Here is a 15929-nt window from a genome sequence, read left to right as displayed (position 1 = left end):
GTCCTTTTCGCGACTGGCGGTATATCTTGATTCATTATTCGCTGTATACACTCTCGATGGCCGTCCGCAGATGCTCATAGCACTTCTGCAGATCGCTCTTTCCCTGCTCGTCCAGGGGCAGCTCCAGTACCCGGTCGATGCCGTTCTTGGAAATGACGCAGGGCAGGCTCATGGCTGCTCCGGTCAGGCCGTACTGGCCTGACAGAACCGTGGAGACGGGCACCACGGATTTCTCGTTGCGGACAATGCTGCCGATCAGACGGCATGCGCTTAAGGCCACGCCGGAGCTGGTATAGCCCTTCAGCTCTACGATATCCAGGCCGATGACCTTGGTGTCGTGAAGCAGCTTCTCTTTGTCCAGCTTTTCCTTTAATTCAAACTGTTTCTCAAATTCCGCAAACGGCACGCCCACGATGTTCACCGTATTCCAGGGAATGAAGGAGGTAGAGCCGTGCTCGCCCAGCACGAAACCGGTCACATTCTTGGCATCCACGCCGCAGAGATCGCCCAGCATCTTATTGAAGCGGGCGGTATCCAGCAGGGTGCCGGTGCCGAAGATCTTATTGGCCGGATAATCAAACTTCTTCTGGGCAATGTAGGTCAGAATATCCAGCGGGTTGGACACCACAATGATGATGGCCTCCCGGGTGTAGCGTGTGATCTGCTCCATGATATCGTTCATGACGTTTATATTTTTCTCCAGAAGTACCATGCGGTCCCGGGAATTGCCCGGCTGGATGCTGGGGCCTGCGGTCACCACGATGATCTGGGCGTCCGCACACTCCTCGTAGCCGCCCACATGGATGTTTGCGTTGGCGCTATAGGCAAACGCCGTGGTATGGCTGGCGTCCAGCACCTCGCCCAGGGCCTTCTTCTGATTGCGGTTCACCACCACGATCTCATCCAGGATATTCATCCGCAGAACTGAATTCAAAATCGCGCTTCCCACCTTGCCAGCGCCGATGATTACCATTTTTCCATATGAAATTGCCATAGCTGCATCCTCCTTGTACTCTTCTAATTACGAATAGTTTACTGCAATGTGCAGGCTCCGTCAATCAGGGTTTTAGAACAATAAAAGACCCGGAAGGTTCCGGATCTCTTAAACTCAGACATAAAAATAAGCGGGTGATGGGAATCGAACCCACGTATCCAGCTTGGAAGGCTGGTGTTCTACCATTGAACTACACCCGCAAATGAAAAATTATAAGGATACACCGTGTCACCAGGCTCGAAAGAACCTCGCCAAGTGCTCAATGCGTGCCCAGAACCGGAATCGAACCAGTGACACGAGGATTTTCAGTCCTCTGCTCTACCAACTGAGCTATCTGGGCTAATTGCTTTCACATATTCATGTGTCACAACAGTGATGATTTTACACGATTAGAATATGTTTGTCAAGCAATTTTTTGTTTTTACTTCCGTTTTTTACAAAGGTTTATTGTACTCGCTGTCCCTCGGCTCCTTGTCGATAAACTCATAGGGATGCTGCTCGGCCTCAAAGACCAGCTTTCCTTTACGGTAGGCCAGCGGCGTACTCATGGGGACTTTTTCCCAGGCCGGGTCATCGCTCAGGGGCTTGGTAGACACGATGAGGGTGTCGCCTTTCTGGAGACGGAACAGGGTTTCATAAAAGTTTGTATGGGCGTAGAATAAATCGCCGTCATAGATCAGCAGGTTCACCTTATTTTCCGGGGTAATGTCGCGGATGACCTGATTGACGGTGTCGAAGCGTTCTTTGTCGGTCAGCTCGCCGCCCTTTTTCGCTATAGCCGCGTCCACCTGATCCATCAGGTAGTACAGGATCCGCTCGCTGTCGGTGCCGCCATGCTGCTTTCCGATGTAAGCGTCCACCAGCTCGCTCTGAAAGATGGTTCCGTTATGGATCAGGGTCCACAGCCGTCCGGAGGCGTCCCGTTTCTTGAAGGGATGGCAGTTCTTATACTCCAGACCGCCTTTGGAGGCCTTTCGGATGTGGGCTAGAAGCACGTCCTCGGTAATCTCATCGGTCAGGCGATGCTTCAGATACACGCTTTCCGCCGCGGAAATGGGCTCTTTCTCGATATTCGCGGAATTTCCGTCAAAGAGTGCCAGTCCCCAGCCGTCAGGATTGGTCTCCCCATGACTGAAGAAGGTTCCCAGAATCTCATTGCAATTTACTTTTTCGGCACTGCACAGGCCAAATAATTCACACATTTGTATTTCCTCTTTTCCCTGTTTCTGTCGCTTTCCATAGATGTTCGTTTTTTCTAGTGGGCCTTCACCGAATTCAGGAAGTCCTGAGCACGTCTGGTCTTCGGATGCTCAAAGAATTCCTCCGGCGCTGCCTCTTCGATGATGCTTCCGTCATCCATGAAAATCACCCGATCCGCCACCCGTCTGGCGAAATTCATCTCATGGGTGACGATGACCATGGTCATACCGTCCTTTGCCAGTCCGGTCATAACATCCAGCACCTCACCGATCATCTCCGGATCCAGGGCGCTGGTGGGCTCGTCAAAGAGAATGGCCTTGGGGTGCATGGCCAGAGCCCGGGCGATGGCCACACGCTGCTGCTGTCCGCCGGAGAGCTGGGCCGGCACCTTGGCCGCCTGATTGTCCACGCCCACCCGTTTCAGAAGCTCCATGGCTTCCTCCCGGGCCTCCTTTTTCGACTTATGCAGCACGTCCATGGGGGCGATGGTCACATTGTCCAGAATGGTCTTATGGGCAAAAAGGTTAAAGGACTGGAATACCATGCCGATCTGGGAACGGAGCCCTGCCAGCTTCCGTCCTTCCTCGGGCATCTTCGTGCCGTCGATAAGGATTTCTCCGGAGTCAATGGTCTCCAACCGGTTGATGGTCCGGCACAGCGTCGATTTACCGGATCCGGAAGGACCGATCACTACCACAACCTCGCCCTTTTTCACAGAGAGATTGATGTCCTTTAAGACATGCAGCTCTCCGAAGTGTTTATCCACATGCCGCAGCTCGATAACCGGCACATTTTCCACATTGTTTACGTTCTTTTCCACCTGTTCCATATTATCTGCTCCTTACGGGTTTTGCTGTTTCGCCTCTTCTGGCCACGGCCACAGAGAGCTTATTTAAAATATAATTGATCAGAATGTAGATAATTGCAACCACCAGATAGACGGAAAGCAATGCGTCGTAATTGCTGATCAGCACCTTCGCGTTCTGCATCAGGTCTGCGTAGTTCACCACATAAGCGAAGGTGGTATCCTTCAGCACGATAACCACTTCGGAAATCAGCGCCGGAACCACATACCGCAGAGCCTGGGGAAATACGATCTTAAAAAAGACGCTGCCCTTTTGCATTCCCAGAGAAACGGCCGCCTCAGTCTGTCCCTTTGGCACCGCATTGACACCTGAGCGAAGCACCTCCGCCACCACGCCTGCTGCGGAGATGGCCACCGGCATGGCAATCTTCCAGATCGGCTGCAGCTTGATGCCAAACTGGGGAACTACCAGGAAGAAGAAATAGATAAACAGCAGGGTCGGCACGCCCCGGCTGAACTCAATGAGCGCGGTGCAGAGCCATTCCAGCGGCCTGATTCCGCTGATTCTGCCCAACATCAGCAAAAGTCCCGCGAAAAATGTGATCACACCTGCCGTCAAGGCGGCGGTCAACGTACCTGCAAGTCCATTTCCGATAAACCGCCAGGTGGTATACCGGGCGAAGAAGGACCAGTATCTGGCGTCCAGCTGCCCGTTGATGGCAAACTGATGGATGACGCCGTAAATCAGCGCCGCCAGAAGCAGGAGTACCGCCGCAGTTCCCGCGGCAATCCATCTGCGGGCCCTGGGGCCCGGCGCCTCGTAGAGTGCGTCCCGTATGGATGTCTGTCCGTTATTCATCGCAAAATCCTCACTTTCCGGTCAATCAGGTTGCCGATCTGTCCGATCACCACGGCCGTTGCGCAGTACAGCACCGCGGAAATCAGGAAAGCCGTCACGCCTCCTACGGCTCTGGTATTGATATGGGATACCAGACCGGTCAGATCCGTGGGGTTCATGGGCACCTGGGAAGCCAGCGCCGTCGTCAGCATGGTAGCCACCAGAAGATTGGTCATGGGAAGCACGCTGGAACGAAGGGCCTGGGGAATAACTACATTTTTCAGAATCTTGCCAAAGGACATGCCCAGGGCCCGGGCCGCCTCGATCTGTCCGATACTCACCGTATTCATACCGGCCATCAGATACTCGGAGCAGAACGCCGCCGGGATCAGGGATGTGGCCGTCAGCACACAGGTGTAATAAGAAAGCACCACATTCAGATAAGGCAGCGCGTAGACCAGCATAATCAGCAGGGTCGCTCCCGGAATATTCCGGAAGATCTGCACATAAAAATCTCCCACCCACCGCAGCGGTTTCACGGGACATACCCGCATGATGGTAATGAGAATGCCTATCAGAAATGCAAGCACAAAGGACACTGCCGTCAGCTTCCAGGTAACGAACAGCGCCTGTAGGTATTTGTCTCCGTATTGGGAAAGAAGTTCCTGAATACCCATATGGATTCCTCCTGCGGAAAAAGACCTTCAAAACTACTGAAGGTCCTTCTTCCTGTCTTTATTTTTGTAACTGTTCCGTACCTGACCAGTTACCGCGCTTCGATTCGAATTACTCGATAACCGGAGCCTCCGGTACAGTCTCGATACCGGTACGGTCGCCCAGGCTGATCTTCCACAGCTCTGCCCAGGTTCCATTGTCCTCGATCTTCTTCAGGAAGTCGTTTACAAATGCCACGCCGTCAGAATCCAGGGGAAGTCCGATACCGTAGTTGTCCTCCGGTCCGAAGGTGTCGCCTGCGATTTCATAAACGCCCGGGTTCTTCACGATGGCGTTCAGAAGCAGTGTGTAGTCTGTTACATAAGCGTCCACACGGCCCTGCTCCAGAGCGGTACGTGCTTCCTGGTCGTTTGCGAACTCCTGAACAGTAGCTTCCGGTGCAAACTCAGCCAGAATGTCCGGGCCTGTGGAACCGGACTGTGTCGCTACGATCTTTCCAGCCAGGTCGTCTACGCCGGTGATATCGGTGTTGCCTGCCTTTACCAGGACTGCCTGCTTGGATGTGTAGTAGGGGCCCGCGAAGGAGATAACTTCCTTACGTGCGTCTGTGATGGAGTAGGTAGCGAATACTGCGTCTACCTGGCCGCTGGTCAGAACGGACTCACGGGTGCTGGAATCTACCTGTGTCAGCTCATACTTGCTCTCATCGCCCAGGATGTAGCGTGCCAGCAGCTGATACAGTCCTGCGTCGAAGCCGCGGACGCCGTTGTCTGTCTCATCCAGCTGGCTGAACAGGAAAGAGGTTCTGGTTCCGCCTACGCGGAGAACGCCAGCTTCCTTTACTGCGGTAGCCCACTGGCTTGCCGCGATGTCAGCGTCGTCTGCTACGATACCGTCTGCAATCAGTGCGTCAAAGGCGTCTTTGTCGATCTCTGCCGCTACCGGCTCCTCTGCTGCGTCTGCGGTGGTCTCCTCTGCCGCCGGAGCCTCTGCCTCCTGTGCGGTATCTGCAGCCGGTGTCTCATCTGCCTTGCTTCCGCATGCCGCCAGGCTTCCTGCCAGTGCAATGGTCAGCAATAACGCGGTTGCTTTTTTCAGCCATTTTAAATTTCTCATAATAATCCTCCTTTTGACTGTTCACGTCGTTTCGTTGTTGCAATCATAACCCTTATTATCCTACTTTGTCAATAGGTTTTATATGGTTTTTGAAAATTTTTTAGAAAATGTGCTTCTTTTATTAACATTTTCTAATACATAAAAAGCCAACGCACAGCAGATGTTTTCTTCTGTACGCTGACTTCTTTGTCAGGATGAATAATTCCAGGTATAGGAAAAAATGTGCGCGCCAATCACCAGACCGCTGAGGGCAGGGTAATTGGCATAGGTACGGAAAAAGGTACGGTTGCCCACATTGGACTCGCCCGCAATGGCACGGCGGGCAGCATTATAGCAGGATTCTGTGACAGAATCCGCTCCATCGGTCAGCATCAGGTCAAAACGGCCGGAGGTAACCGGAGAAAACTGCTTCGGCGCGCGGATTACGCTCATGATATCCCCCTGGGCAAACCGGGGATCCCGGATCCGGTTCATAACCACAGCGCCCACGGCCAACTGGCCCTCGGCTCCCTGATTGCCTGCCTCGCAGTAAATCAGCGTCGCCAGCGCCTTTACCTCATCGTCACTTGCGCCGTACGCGCCGTACTGGACGTACTCCAGCTCTGTGGTCCGCACCCCGGTCACATCGCCCAGAGAGCCGATGATCTCAGCCGCCTTGGCCGCCTCGATCTGGGCCTCGATTTTCTTTTTTTCCGCGATCAGCTGCTTCAGTACTTCCTGCTGATTGGCCAGGGTATTGCTCTTGCCGTCCAGATCTGCCTGGGCTGCCGCGATATCGCTCACATGCTGGCTGATCTTGCCGGAAGTGCTGCTGGCCAGGGCAGACACCTCTCCCTGCTTCTTCTCCAGGGAAGCCTGCATTTCATCCAGGGCCGCCTTTTCAGCCTCCAGCTTCTCTTCCTTTTCCTGGATCTCTGCCTTGTGGGCTGCGTAGGACTCCAGCATATCCCGATCATAGGCCGTGATACGCTCCGCATAGTCTGCCCGGTTCAGGGCTCCCGCGAAGCTGCCGGACTCCAGAAGAATCTCCACAAAGGAGCTCCGGGGATTCTCATACATATACTGAATGCGGGCCTTCATGTCCGCATACTGCTTCTCCTCGGTGGCCTTCGCCTCCTCCAGTTCCGCCTGGGTCTGCTCGATCTCCGCCTTCTTGTCCTGAATCTGTTGATTCAGCTCCGTGATCTGATCCTCCAGGCTGGAATACTGCCTGTTCAGATCCTTCAGATAGCTTTCCATCTGGCCTTTGGCCTGCTCCAGCTTATCCTTTTTATCCTGGGTGGCGTCGATCTCATTCTTAGTCTTATCGATCTCGTCCTGGGCCTTATCGATCTCATTCTGAATATCATCCACATCGCTCTGATCCGGCACGGCATAGGAAGTAAACCCAAGCGAAAGCGCAAGGGCGGCTGCTCCCAACCGATATGCCATTTTCATTTGAAGTGAATGCTGTTTCATAGCCTCTGTTCCTTTTTTAGTCTCTTTATTTCCAGTCGTATTTCGTCAGGTGCCCCTCCATGCGCATGCCCGGGAAATCATTCTGGCGCAGTGCCTCATAGAGCACGATGGCCACGGAATTGGACAGGTTCAGGGATCGGGTCTCACCCAGCATGGGAATCCGGATGGCCCGCTCCTGATTCTCCAGAAGAATCTCCTCGGGAATCCCGGCGCTCTCCTTGCCGAACATGATATAGCAGTCCGGCTCAAACTGCGCCTCCGTGTAGACCTTCGGCCCCTTGGTGGTAGCCATATAGGGCCGGGCTCCCGGGTTCTTCCGCAGGAAGTCCTCGTAGTTTACATAAGTCGTCACATCCAGCTGGGGCCAGTAGTCCATGCCCGCCCGCTTCAGATCCTTTTCACTCAACCGGAAGCCCAGGGGCTCGATAAGGTGCAGACGCGTCCCGGTGGCCACGCAGGTTCTTCCGATATTTCCTGTATTGGCCGGAATCTCCGGCTCCAGAAGTACGATATTGAACGCCATTATTTTGCTCCCTTTTCCGCCCGAAGCTTCTCCACGAAGCGCGCCAGACGGCTGGTGGCTTCTTTCAGATCCTCCAGAGAATACGCGTAAGAGATTCGAAGGAATCCCTCGCCGCAGGCTCCGAACGCAGTTCCCGGAACCACGGCCACCTTCTCCTCCTTCAGGAACCGGGTGGCGAACTCCTCGGAGGTCATGCCAAATTCCTTGACGCTGGGGAAGATATAGAATGCGCCGTAGGGCTCAAAGCAGGACAGTCCCATTTCCCGCAGGGTATGTACCAGAAAACGGCGTCTCTGGTCGTAGGCCTCCCGCATCACGGCCACATCGTCATCGCCGTTCTTCAGGGCCTCCACCGCCGCGTACTGGCTGTTCGTCGGCGCGCACATGATAGCGTACTGGTGAAGCTTCGTCATCTGACTGATGATCTCCGCCGGTCCGCAGGCATAGCCCAGTCTCCAGCCGGTCATGGCATAGGCCTTGGAAAAACCATTGATGAGAATGGTACGCTCCCGCATACCCGGAATGCCGGTGATGGACACATGATCTCCTGCATAGCTGAGCTCAGAATAGATCTCGTCGGACAGCACATACAGATCCTTCTCAATGATCACCTCAGCAATCTCCTCCAGATCCTTCTGGGTCATAATCGCGCCGGTGGGGTTATTCGGGAAGGGCAGCACCAAAATCTTTGTCTTATCGGTGATGGCGTCCCGCAGCTCCTGAGCGGTCAGTCGGAACTCATTCTCCTCCTTCAGCTCGATGATCACCGGCACGCCGTCTGCCAGCACACAGCAGGGCTCGTAGGACACGTAGCTTGGCTGGGGAATCAGCACCTCGTCGCCCGGATTCAGCATGGCGCGGAAGGCCATATCGATGCCCTCGCTGCCGCCCACGGTGATCAGCACCTCCCGGAGCGGGTCATAGCTCACATGGATGCGGCGCTCCAGATAGCGCACAATCTCCTCACGCAGCTCCTTTAAGCCTGCGTTGGAGGTATAAAAGGTACGCCCCTTTTCCAGGGTGTAGATACCCTCGTCCCGGATATGCCAGGGGGTATCGAAGTCCGGCTCGCCCACGCCCAGGGAAATGGCGTCGGGCATCTCATTTACCACATCAAAGAACTTACGGATGCCGGACCAGGGGATAGAAACTGCTTTGTCTGATAATGGGTTTCTCACGGTGTCACCAGCATCCTTTCGTCTTTTTTCTCATGTGCCATAATTGAACCATGGTCTTTGTATTTTTTCAATATGAAATGTGTGGCAGTACTGAGAACTGAATCCAGCGGAGACAGCTTATCGGATACAAACTGTGCCACATCCCGCATGGTCTTGCCCTCGATCATGACCATAAAGTCAAAGCCGCCGGAGATCAGGTACACGCTGTCCACCTCGGCGTAATTATAGATACGCTCTGCCACCTTATCAAAACCGAAGCCTCTCTGGGGTGTAACCTTGACCTCCACCAGGGCTGTCAGCTTCTCCTCGCTGGTCTTATCCCAGTCAATCAGGGTATGATAACCGCAGATGATGCCTTCCTTTTCCATATCCGCGATCTCATTGGCGACCGCCGCCTCCTCTACTCCCAGCATCACTGCCAGATCCGCCAAATCCACGCGGCTGTTTTTCTCAATGAATGTCAAAATCTTTTCTCTCATTGCTTTCGCCCTCCCATCAGGATATTTTTATCAGCCGGGGCCTGCAGACCCCGGAAACTTACTCGTAAATCTTATATAATTCGTCGGTCTTCGGCCGCTCCAGAAAACTCTCTTCCCCGCCGTTTACGATACGTCTTGCCTTGCCGTCGGTGGCTTTTCCGATAACCGCCGCCGGAATGCCGGCTTTTTCAAGCTCCCGCACCAGATCATGTCCCCGGTCCGCCGCCATCAGCATGCAGCCACTAGAAATCAGGTAGTAAGGATTCAGCTCGAAGCACTCGCAGATCTCCACGGTCTCCTGCCGGATGGGGATGGCCTTCAGGTCGATCTCCAGACCAATATCGGAAGCCTCCGCCACCTCCCAGAGCGCGCCGTAGATGCCTCCCTCGGTCACGTCATGCATGGCGCTGACGCCGTGCTTCACCGCAATCCTGGAATCCTCTACTACGGAAATATACTGGTCAAAGCCCTTGGCCGTCTCCACGAAGGCAGCCGGGAAACGTTTCCTGAGCTCTTCTTCCTTTTCCTTGGCAATGATGGAGGTTCCCTCCACGCCGATCCACTTGGTCACCACAATATCCTGGCCCGGCTTCGCGCCTGCCGTGGACACCAGATGCCCTTCCTGCACCTTTCCCACGCCGGTAACACTGATAATCGGCTGGTTCACGGCTCGGGTGACCTCGGTGTGGCCGCCCATGACCTGGATATGGAAACGGGCGCAGGTCGCTTCCACTTCTCCCATCATCTGCTTAATATCCGCTTCCTCGATCTCCTCGGGCAGAAGCACCGTAAGCATGACGCCCACTGGCTCCGCGCCGCTGCTGGCCAGATCATTGGCCGTAATCTGAATAGCCAGGGTTCCAATATCCTTCACCGTTCCGGTAATCGGATCGGTGGAAATCACGAATATCTCCCCGGGAGCCAGCTTCATGGCCGCGCAATCCTCGCCCACGCCTGCTCCAAGAAGCACCTCGTCCCGTCTGGTATGAATCTGCTTGAATATACTTCTCTTTAAAATCGTCTCTGAGACTTTTCCGACCTTCATGCTGTCCGCTCCTTTATCTTTGGCTCCTCTACTGCATTCTGGCGACGCAGGACGCAAGGGTGGCGTTCACGGTAGCTTCGTCCTGGGTGGCAATGGCCGCCTGCAGTTCGTTGGACAGGTCCGGATCGCCTGCGATACCTACCGTAATGGTTCTCGGAGTCGCCTTATAGGTACTCTTGTTCAGCTTGGTTACGCTCTCTTCCTGCCCGTTCACATAAACATGCTTGTAGAGCTCTGCCACCACGCCCTTGTGAGCACTCTCACGGACGATGTATCCGATGGGCTGACCTGCGTCCGCCACGATCTGGACACCCGGATCTGTGGTACTTAAGGTCACGCTCTCAAACTTCAGGGTACGGTTAGACGGACGGGTCTCCTGTCCGTAAATGGTAAAGGTCACCTGCTTTCCGCTGGTCACGCCCTCGATGTAGATGGGAGCGTCCAGGTTATTGGTGAACTTGAAATCTTTATAGGTACCTGCGATGGCCGCGTCGTCCGCCGGATCCACGTAGGTAACAATCATGGAATGATTGGAGCGCTCTACCACCTCAAGCTCTGCCCGCAATACTGCGTTGTACAGGGTAGTTGATACCTGGCAGATGCCGCCGCCCAGACTGTCTACCACCTTACCGTTCAGATAAGAGCCCGCCATCGCATAGCCATTGGCCTCAGAGAAGGGGCTGACAGTCTCATAGGTGGAAAAAGTATCGCCCGGATACAAGACTGTACCGTTGATATGAGCCGTTCCTGTGGCAATATTCTTACACCGGGCCGCACCGGATGTATTATAGCTGGTGGTAAAAGTACCCAGTACGTCCTTCACCTTGCCCAGTTCCTCCGCGGTTCCCTTGGGATAATCCGTTTCCACCGGAAGCTCCATGGAGCCGTTGGTATGATCCCACTCATTTTCCACAAAGTCTGTGATCTTTGTAATGGAAGCTGCCGTATCCAGTACCAGTCCGGTCTGGCCGCCTACCACCTCAAAGCCGCTGCCGCTTCTTTTCAGGGTGGCGTCCACCGCGTCCTGATCAAACTGGGTACAGGTGTCGTTCACGTAAGCGGTCACCAGATCTGTATCCAGGGCCCAGGTCAGCTGATAATTCTTATTCTCATGCTCCAGATCCTTGCGCTCCTTATAGCGCTTGATGATATTGCCGGTCTTACCCAGGCCGATGGCCTCCTCCACGATGTCGGACTCGTTGGTTCCGGTCAGCCCCAGCTCTCCCAGGGTCGGAGTCAGCTCATTGTCCCCGATATGCAGGGTCAGGGTTTCGTCCTGCATTTCCTGCACATAGGTATCCAGCGCCGTCAGCGCTTCCTCCCTCGTCATACCGGACAGGTCGATGCCGTCCGCGTACACTCCAGCATGAATCTCTGCTTTGCCTGCTGCAAATGCCGTGCTGCTTCCGGTGAGAAAAGCCGCCCCCAGAATCAGTCCGGCAAACCACTGTCTTCTTTTCATAATATCTCCTCTTCTCCGTTTCTGCTTTCTGATGCTCTTATAACGCGTAAGTCAGCATTGGCAGTATCATTGCCAGAACCACGATGACAATTATGATGGTGGAAATGATTTTTCTGCTCTTTTTATCGTACCAGTTCATCTTACAATCCTCCCATGCTCGGAAATAATTCTATCTATGATGCGTGATGCCTCGTTCTTGGTCAGTGTGTCGATCTGCACACTTAAGGTTATTTTATGATATTTTATCAGATCATTCAAGTATCCTTTTTGCGCCGGGGTAATAGGGCCCTGCTTTTTACATTTATACACCAGCTGCTTCGGAGCGAAAAGCTCCGCCGGACTGTCCGGAAACTCCGCCGCCAGCCGCCTGTAAAGCTCCATGGCCGCGCAGGCGTCGTCAGAAGCCCGGTGCGCCCGCTCCCGGGCGATCTGATAATATCCGCAGAGATAGGTCAGATTCTTATGTTCCAGATCCGGAAGCAAAGTCCGGGCAATCTTCAGGGTGTCCACCCCGTCCTTTTCAAAGAGCAGGCCGAAATTCACCGCATTCTTTTTCACAAAGCTGTAGTCAAACAGGATATTGTGACCCAGAAGGGGCAGATCCTCGCAGAACTCCACCAGCTCTGTCACTGCTGCCCTTGTTCCCTTTCCTGCCGCCGCCATAGCGTCATCGATGCCGGTCAGCTCCCGGATCCGGGAACTGATGGCCATACCTGGGTTCACCAGGGTCTCATAACGGTCACAGATCGTTCCATCCTTTACCTTCACCGCGCCGATTTCCAGGATCCGATCCTCCGAGGGGCTTAGGCCTGTGGTCTCCAGATCCAGCGCGATATAGCTTTCTATCATATGTTTTCTTCTCCTCGTCCTGCGTTTTTTCCGACCTGTCTATTCGGTATATTCAGTCACTTTTGCGGCGTGGCTCAGGGGATCCCGGTGCTCATAGTCGAACACCAGATACCGGACCTGTCCGTCTTCAGCGGACACCGCCTCTGCATGGTTCTGCTTTCCGGTTCTCCGCAGAAGCTCCGCCAGCTTCTCCTTATAGATCGTCTGATCCGGCGCGAAGGCCGGTCTGGCCTTGGCCCGCTCCCGCAGATAGTAGTCGATGGTCAGAAGCTGCCGGTAATGCCACTCCCTTTCCGGAAGCATCTCCCGGATAAAGGCCAACAGCAGCTCATACCGCTGCACCCGGGAGTGCTTGCGCTGCTCCTCCCGCCGTCCTTCGTAAAACTCCGCCAGCTTCTCAAAAAAGGCAAAGGGAGAAGGAAAGGCCGGAACCAGCTCCTTCAATGTTTCATCGAATTGATGACTATTATAATAGTTCTCCACCATTTCTTCAATCATTTTAAGTCGCAAAACATCGGAAAAGGGCAGCCAGGGCGTCCGTAAAACCTCGTAGGGCGGCAGCGTCCGGCGGACGATGCCGTACTGTTCCGCCTCCCGGTACATCTGAGACCCCTTCAGCACCTTCAGGAAGCCCAGCTGAAGCTGATCCGGCTCCATGGCATAGACGTCGTTAAAGGAGAGGCCGAAGCTCTCATAGTTCTCGTGGGGCAGGCCGGCAATCAGATCCAGATGCTGATGGATGTTCTTTCCCCCGTGGATCTTCGATACCACTTCCCGGATTTCCTGCAGATCCGTTTTCCGGCAAATGGCTTCCAGTGTCCGGGGATTCGTGGACTGGACGCCGATCTCCAGCTGTATCAGTCCCGGCCGCATCCGGGCGATAAGCTCCAGCTCCTCTCTGTCCAGCAGATCCGCCGCTATCTCAAAATGAAAGTTCGTGACGCCGTTGTCATGGTCCAGCAGATACTGCCAGATGGCCATAGCGTGGCTCTTGCGGCAGTTAAAAGTGCGGTCCACGAACTTCACCTGGGGTACCCTCCGGTCCAGGAAAAACTGCAGCTCCGGCAGCACCAGATCCAGGTTCCGGAACCGCACGCTCTTATCTATGGAAGAGAGGCAGTAGCTGCAGGAAAAGGGGCAACCACGGCTGGACTCGTAGTAGATGATACGATTCTCCAAGTCCGTCAGGGCCTCATAGGGGAATGGGAGGGTGGAAAGCTCCACCAGCGGAGCCGGGGGATTCGTCTGAATCTGCTCCGCCTCTGCGGATTCCCAGCAGCCAGTCAGACTTTTTCGGAACACAAGTCCCGGTATCTTCGACAGATGCTCCACATCCGCTTTGCAGTTTACATAACATTCTCCCAGCCTGTGAAAGCTCTCCTCACCTTCGCCGCAGAGGATCCCGTCCACCTCCGGATGTTCCCTGAGGAACTGCTCCGCGTCGTAGGATACCTCCGGCCCGCCCAGCCAGATAGGCACCTCCGGCAGGACCTTTCTGCACTCGGCGGTCAGCTCCGTCACATACAGCATATTCCAGATATAGCAGGAAAAGAACAGAACGTCGGGCTTTCTGCGGTAGATGTCCCGCAGAATGTCCTCCGTTCTGTGATTGATCGTGAATTCCGCCAGCTCTACCTGCTTCCGGATGGACCCTGCGGCCGCCCGGAGGCTGTAGACTGCCAGATTGGAATGAATATATTTTGCGTTGATAGCGGTCAGTAAAAGCTTCATGTCTGCTATGCTCCCAGTTTTTCGTAGGCGATACGGGGATCGCCATTCTCCGTCACCAGATAAATGATGCCGCAGCGGGTAAAGCCATTTTTCAGAATTACATGCTGCATCACCTTATTATCCTCATGGGTGTCGATGCGAAGGTGCTTCGTGGTTTTATCGCAGAAAGCCACCACCTTCTGTAAGAATCCGTGTACAGTGCCGTCGCTGGCCACCATATGAATCACCCCGTAGGGCGCGTCAGACAGCCAGGCGCCGTCGTCGATCTTCTGATAATTCGGCTCCGCCTCCAGGGCAAAATAAAAGGATCCGTGAATCTGTCCGTCCTCCTCCAGCACATAGAGCTTCCGGGCCCCGATGGCGCTCTCCAGGGTCTCCCGGGGCGGATGATGCTTTCCCCACTGATTCGGGTTCCCGGTCTCCTCCATAAACTTTCTCGCGTGGGCGTATACGGCCTCGATGGCCGCCAGCTCCTGTATGTCTGCCTGTCTGATCATGGTAAATGACATCTCCTGTTCTCTTATTCCATTCCGCACCCATGCAGCGTCATTTCATCCAGTTTCGGGAAGGGAATCACCGGATCCGGCTCCGCTGTATGGGCTCCGATAAGCTTTTCCATCCAGATCATATCATACCAACGGCCGAATTTGAAGCCGCAGCTGTGAAACTCTCCCACCAGACGGTAGCCCAGATGCTCATGGAAATGAGCGCTGTCCTGAGTCAGATACTCGTCCTCCTCCACCGGATAGCCGATGCAGGCGTTCATATTCAGAATATGCTGGGCCGCGGATACCTTCTCCAGGGCTGTATACAGCTTCTTCCCGATACCGCCCCGCTTGCAGTCCTGCTTCACATAGACAGTAGTTTCCACGCCCCAGTCGTAGGCCGCCCGCTCCTTAAAGGGACCTGTATAGGCATATCCCAGGATCTCTCCGGTCTCTCTCTGCTCCGCCAGGATATAGGGGTATTTCTCCAGAGTATGCCGGATCCGCTCCCGAAACTCCTCCACGGTGGGGACCAGATATTCAAAGGTAATGACTGTATGTTCCACATAAGGCGCGTAAATCCCAAGAAGTGCTTCCGCGTCTGCCGGTGTGGCCCGGCGAATCCGAACTGCTTTGATCGCTGTCACTGTTTCTGATACTCTCTCTTCCACCATACCGCTTCCCCCAGTTTCTGTCCGATAACCGGTCTGTGTCTTATGCTTTCTGCTTCTGCTCTGCTTCGTAGGCTTCCCGGGCTGCACAGGCCAGCTGATCCGCGCAGGATGTGGACTTGAAGCCACAGTGGATACCTTTGCATTTCTCCTCGATCTGCTCCACGGTCATGCCGTCCACCAGGCGGGGAATGGCCTTCAGGTTGCCGTCGCAGCCTCCGGTGTAGACCACGTTGGTGATTACCCCGTCGTTGATGTCCAGACGGATTTTGGATGAACAGGTACCTTTGGTTTTATAGATATACTCCATTTTTCATAACTCCTTTTTTCTGTTTCCTGCAATAATTTATCATTATAGCACGCCCTGTTCCGGGCGGCAATGAATTTACAAGAAAGAATCCTGCCAAGCAGGACGCCCGC

The 15929-nt window shown here is 54.4% G+C and carries 17 protein-coding genes and 2 tRNA genes; all 19 read right to left on the bottom strand.

The window, feature by feature from the left end:
- Positions 1-34: 34 nt before the first annotated feature.
- The 19 genes from H8S44_RS14015 to H8S44_RS13925 all read right to left on the bottom strand — a co-directional run bounded on the left by H8S44_RS14015 (position 35) and on the right by H8S44_RS13925 (position 15819).
- Positions 35-994 carry an L-lactate dehydrogenase gene (locus tag H8S44_RS14015; RefSeq protein ID WP_186872610.1) on the bottom strand — a complete coding sequence of 320 codons (960 nt, stop codon included), beginning with the start codon at positions 992-994 and terminating at the stop codon, positions 35-37.
- Positions 995-1123: 129 nt separating this feature from the next.
- Positions 1124-1194: transfer RNA gene (locus H8S44_RS14010), tRNA-Gly, on the bottom strand.
- 67 nt (positions 1195-1261) lie between these two features.
- A tRNA-Phe gene (locus tag H8S44_RS14005) sits at positions 1262-1334 on the bottom strand.
- A gap of 94 nt (positions 1335-1428) precedes the next feature.
- Positions 1429-2196, bottom strand: a complete 768-nt coding sequence (locus H8S44_RS14000) for a class II glutamine amidotransferase (protein ID WP_186872609.1) — start codon at positions 2194-2196, stop codon at positions 1429-1431.
- 53 nt (positions 2197-2249) lie between these two features.
- Positions 2250-3023: an amino acid ABC transporter ATP-binding protein gene (locus H8S44_RS13995; protein ID WP_186872608.1), complete on the bottom strand. Its 774-nt coding sequence runs from the start codon at positions 3021-3023 to the stop codon at positions 2250-2252.
- A gap of 1 nt (position 3024) precedes the next feature.
- Positions 3025-3858 (bottom strand): amino acid ABC transporter permease, encoded by an 834-nt coding sequence (locus tag H8S44_RS13990; RefSeq protein ID WP_186872607.1) that lies wholly within the window; start codon positions 3856-3858, stop codon positions 3025-3027.
- Entirely contained in the window at positions 3855-4514 is a 660-nt protein-coding gene (locus tag H8S44_RS13985) for an amino acid ABC transporter permease (protein ID WP_186872606.1), read from the bottom strand. The genes H8S44_RS13990 and H8S44_RS13985 overlap by 4 nt, the downstream gene beginning before the upstream one ends.
- A 109-nt stretch (positions 4515-4623) precedes the next feature.
- Complete coding sequence (locus tag H8S44_RS13980; RefSeq protein WP_186872605.1) at positions 4624-5628, bottom strand: glutamate ABC transporter substrate-binding protein; 1005 nt, start codon at positions 5626-5628, stop codon at positions 4624-4626.
- Between the two features lie 189 nt (positions 5629-5817).
- A complete protein-coding gene (locus H8S44_RS13975; RefSeq protein ID WP_186872604.1) occupies positions 5818-7086 on the bottom strand; it encodes a cell wall hydrolase in 1269 nt (422 codons plus the stop codon).
- 25 nt (positions 7087-7111) lie between these two features.
- Positions 7112-7609, bottom strand: coding sequence for a tRNA (cytidine(34)-2'-O)-methyltransferase (locus tag H8S44_RS13970; RefSeq protein ID WP_186872603.1), 498 nt, complete (start codon positions 7607-7609; stop codon positions 7112-7114).
- Positions 7609-8787 (bottom strand): aminotransferase class I/II-fold pyridoxal phosphate-dependent enzyme, encoded by a 1179-nt coding sequence (locus H8S44_RS13965; protein WP_186872602.1) that lies wholly within the window; start codon positions 8785-8787, stop codon positions 7609-7611. The genes H8S44_RS13970 and H8S44_RS13965 overlap by 1 nt, the downstream gene beginning before the upstream one ends.
- Positions 8784-9266, bottom strand: coding sequence for an Lrp/AsnC family transcriptional regulator (locus tag H8S44_RS13960; RefSeq protein WP_186872601.1), 483 nt, complete (start codon positions 9264-9266; stop codon positions 8784-8786). The genes H8S44_RS13965 and H8S44_RS13960 overlap by 4 nt, the downstream gene beginning before the upstream one ends.
- A 58-nt stretch (positions 9267-9324) precedes the next feature.
- Positions 9325-10311 carry an AIR synthase family protein gene (locus tag H8S44_RS13955; RefSeq protein WP_186872600.1) on the bottom strand — a complete coding sequence of 329 codons (987 nt, stop codon included), beginning with the start codon at positions 10309-10311 and terminating at the stop codon, positions 9325-9327.
- Between the two features lie 28 nt (positions 10312-10339).
- A complete protein-coding gene (locus H8S44_RS13950) occupies positions 10340-11773 on the bottom strand; it encodes a VanW family protein (protein ID WP_186872599.1) in 1434 nt (477 codons plus the stop codon).
- 135 nt (positions 11774-11908) lie between these two features.
- Positions 11909-12622 (bottom strand): 3'-5' exonuclease, encoded by a 714-nt coding sequence (locus H8S44_RS13945; RefSeq protein WP_186872598.1) that lies wholly within the window; start codon positions 12620-12622, stop codon positions 11909-11911.
- A gap of 39 nt (positions 12623-12661) precedes the next feature.
- Positions 12662-14353, bottom strand: coding sequence for a B12-binding domain-containing radical SAM protein (locus tag H8S44_RS13940; RefSeq protein WP_186872597.1), 1692 nt, complete (start codon positions 14351-14353; stop codon positions 12662-12664).
- Between the two features lie 5 nt (positions 14354-14358).
- Entirely contained in the window at positions 14359-14850 is a 492-nt protein-coding gene (locus H8S44_RS13935) for an N-acetyltransferase (RefSeq protein ID WP_186872596.1), read from the bottom strand.
- Between the two features lie 23 nt (positions 14851-14873).
- Entirely contained in the window at positions 14874-15512 is a 639-nt protein-coding gene (locus H8S44_RS13930; protein ID WP_186872595.1) for a GNAT family N-acetyltransferase, read from the bottom strand.
- Positions 15513-15552: 40 nt separating this feature from the next.
- Entirely contained in the window at positions 15553-15819 is a 267-nt protein-coding gene (locus H8S44_RS13925) for a TIGR03905 family TSCPD domain-containing protein (protein WP_186872594.1), read from the bottom strand.
- Between the last annotated feature and the right edge of the window lie 110 nt (positions 15820-15929).

Source organism: Anaerosacchariphilus hominis (assembly GCF_014290175.1).
Lineage (GTDB): Bacteria > Bacillota > Clostridia > Lachnospirales > Lachnospiraceae > Laedolimicola > Laedolimicola hominis.
Note: the sequence above shows the minus strand (reverse complement) of the source record. Positions and strands in the feature narration are given on the sequence as shown.